Origin of the sequence: Brevundimonas sp. (assembly GCF_036659295.1) — a bacterium.
Lineage (GTDB): Bacteria > Pseudomonadota > Alphaproteobacteria > Caulobacterales > Caulobacteraceae > Brevundimonas.
Genome location: NZ_JAVXCU010000147.1, coordinates 1 through 2,768, shown reverse-complemented (window position 1 = coordinate 2,768; position 2,768 = coordinate 1). Strand labels below are relative to the sequence as shown.

Sequence of the window (2,768 nt, the reverse complement as noted above, 5' to 3'; positions counted from 1 at the left end):
ATCGAACTCTCCCAAGGTTTGGCCAAGCCGGTCGTCATCGGCGGTGGCAACCGGATCGTTTTCATCGCTGGTCCGTGCCAGATGGAAAGCCGCCAGCACGCGCTGGAAACCGCGCATGCGCTGAAGGAAATCGGTGACCGCCTGAACGTCGGCATCATCTACAAGACCAGCTTCGACAAGGCGAACCGCACCAGCGCCAATGCCGCACGCGGTATCGGCCTGAAAGACGCCATGCCGATCTTTGCAGAAGTGCGCGAAACCTATGGTCTTCCGACCCTGACGGACGTCCACTCCGAGGCCCAGTGCGGTCCGGTGGGCGAGGTTGTGGACGTACTGCAAATCCCGGCCTTCCTTTGCCGCCAGACCGACCTACTTCTGGCCGCCGCTGCCACGGGCAAGGCGATCAACGTCAAGAAGGGCCAGTTCCTCGCGCCTTGGGACATGAAGAACGTGATCGCCAAGATCACCGGCGCGGGTAATCCGAACGTCATGGCGTGTGAGCGCGGTGCTTCGTTCGGCTACAACACCCTCGTCAGCGACATGCGCGCCCTGCCGGAACTGCGCTCTATCGGTTGCCCAGTCGTGTTTGACGCAACCCACAGCGTCCAACAGCCGGGTGGTCAGGGCACGTCTTCGGGCGGCCAGCGCCAGTTTGTACCGGTTCTGGGTCGTGCTGCTGTGGCTGTCGGTGTGGATGCTGTCTTTATGGAAACCCATCAGGACCCCGACAATGCGCCCTCGGACGGTCCGAACATGGTTCCGCTGGACAAGTTCGAGGCTCTGGCTGCCGAACTGATCGCGTTTGATGATCTGGCGATCAAGATTGGCGCAAAGGGACCAGTGGCCTGATCGGCGTGAATCCGGTAGTTCGGCATTATGGCTGAACGTTCTTTCGATCTCGCTGACCTCCGCAACCTTGTGGAGCGGATTAAAAGCATCAAGGTCGCCTGTGTGGGCGACCTGATGCTGGACCACTTCGTCTATGGCGAGGTGAATCGCATTTCGCCCGAGGCACCGATTCCGGTGCTGAAGGCCCGCCGCACGGTGTCCATGCCGGGTGGTGTGGGGAATGTGGCGCGAAATATTGCGGCATTGGGCGCTGTGTCGCGTCTTGGCGCTGTGACAGGACAGGACCGCGCTGGTGATGAACTGGCGGCGCTGATTGATGCGGACACCCGTATCGAGGACAAGATCCAGCGACCGGATGATGCCCATACGATCGTCAAAACCCGCTTTGTTTCGTCCGGCCAGCAATTGCTGCGTCTGGATGATGAGCAGGGCCTAAGCCCAGCCTATCGCGACAAGAGCGTTTTTGATCACGCCAAGGCCATTCTGGTTTCGGACTATTCCAAGGGCGTTGTAGATGATGGTCTGATCGCGGCCGCGCTGTGGGCCGGTCGCCAATATGGCGCGCCGGTGATTGTCGATCCCAAGGGGAGCGATTTTGCCCGCTATGGCGCAGCCGATGTGGTCAAGCCGAATGCCAGTGAACTGGCCGCTGCCACGGGCATGCGGACCGGTACCGATGAAGAGGTAGAGGCAGCGCTGGCGGCGCTGTTGAATAAGACCACGGTGAAGGCCGTGGTTGTAACCCGTGCAGGCAAGGGCATGAGCCTGATCCAGCGCGGCGGTGAAGTTCAGCACTATCCGGGCCGTGCGCGCGAAGTTTTCGATGTTTCGGGTGCCGGTGATACAAGCCTTGCAGCGTTGGGACTGGCACTAGCTGCGGGTCTGACGCTGGGACAGGCTGTCCAGTTTGCGTTGCTGGCGTCAGGGGTCGTTGTCGGTAAGGCAGGGACGGCCATCGTCACGCCACAAGAACTGATCGACGCCGAAGAAGCCGAGGTTGGCCGCCCCCTGATGGGCGATGTGGTGACAGTCGATGATCTGGCCGATACCGTGGCCCGCTGGCAGGCTGATGGGCTGAAGGTCGGCTTCACCAATGGCTGTTTTGATATCCTGCACCGCGGGCATGTCACCTATCTGGCGCAGGCGCGTAGCTGGTGTGACCGTTTGGTTGTGGCGTTGAACACCGATGAGTCTGTCAGCACCTTGAAGGGGCCAAGCCGTCCCGTCAATAATCTGGAAAGCCGCGCCAGTGTGATCGGTGCCTTGGCCAGTGTGGATGCGGTGACCTTCTTTGGCGATGACACGCCGCTGGAAGCGATCAAGCGTCTGCGACCCGATGTTCTTATCAAGGGTTCGGACTACACCAAGGAACAGGTTGTGGGGGCCACCGAAGTCGAAAGCTGGGGCGGTGAAGTACGCCTTGCCAGTTTCGAGGCTGGCTATTCCACGACCAAAACTATCGAAAAAATGACCGAAAAGACGGACAAGACCCCATGACGCCTCGCATGATTGTAGTAACGGGCGGTGCGGGCTTTATCGGCTCCAATATTGTGGCCCATCTGTGCGAAACGCAGGCATGGGATGTGGTGGTGTGCGACCGTCTGGAAACGGCGGACCTTGGCAAGTGGAAGAATATAGCCAAGCATCCGATTGCCGATTTCTGGCAACCTGAGGAACTGTTCGAGAATCTGGAACGTCACGCCGAGCAGATCGAGGCGGTCATCCATATGGGGGCGATCTCCTCGACGACCGAGGCTGATGCAGACCTGATTATCCGCACGAATTTCAGCCTGTCCCGTGACATCTGGGACTGGTGCGCCATTCGCAATGTGCGGATGATCTATGCCTCGTCGGCAGCGACCTATGGCGATGGAGGGCAAGGTTTCGAGGATCGTGATGATCCTGAGAGCCTGAATGCG

3 protein-coding genes are annotated in these 2,768 nt (G+C 59.8%); all 3 read left to right on the top strand.

Annotated elements, in window-relative coordinates; all coding sequences use genetic code 11:
* Window positions 1-849 (top strand): 3-deoxy-8-phosphooctulonate synthase, encoded by an 849-nt coding sequence (gene kdsA / locus RSB01_RS13915; RefSeq protein WP_332625730.1) that lies wholly within the window; start codon window positions 1-3, stop codon window positions 847-849.
* Window positions 850-876: 27 nt separating this feature from the next.
* Window positions 877-2,346 (top strand): D-glycero-beta-D-manno-heptose 1-phosphate adenylyltransferase, encoded by a 1,470-nt coding sequence (gene rfaE2, locus RSB01_RS13910; RefSeq protein ID WP_332592063.1) that lies wholly within the window; start codon window positions 877-879, stop codon window positions 2,344-2,346.
* On the top strand, window positions 2,343-2,768 hold a 426-nt coding region (locus RSB01_RS13905; RefSeq protein ID WP_332625728.1), incomplete at its 3' end, for an NAD-dependent epimerase/dehydratase family protein. The genes rfaE2 and RSB01_RS13905, both read left to right, overlap by 4 nt.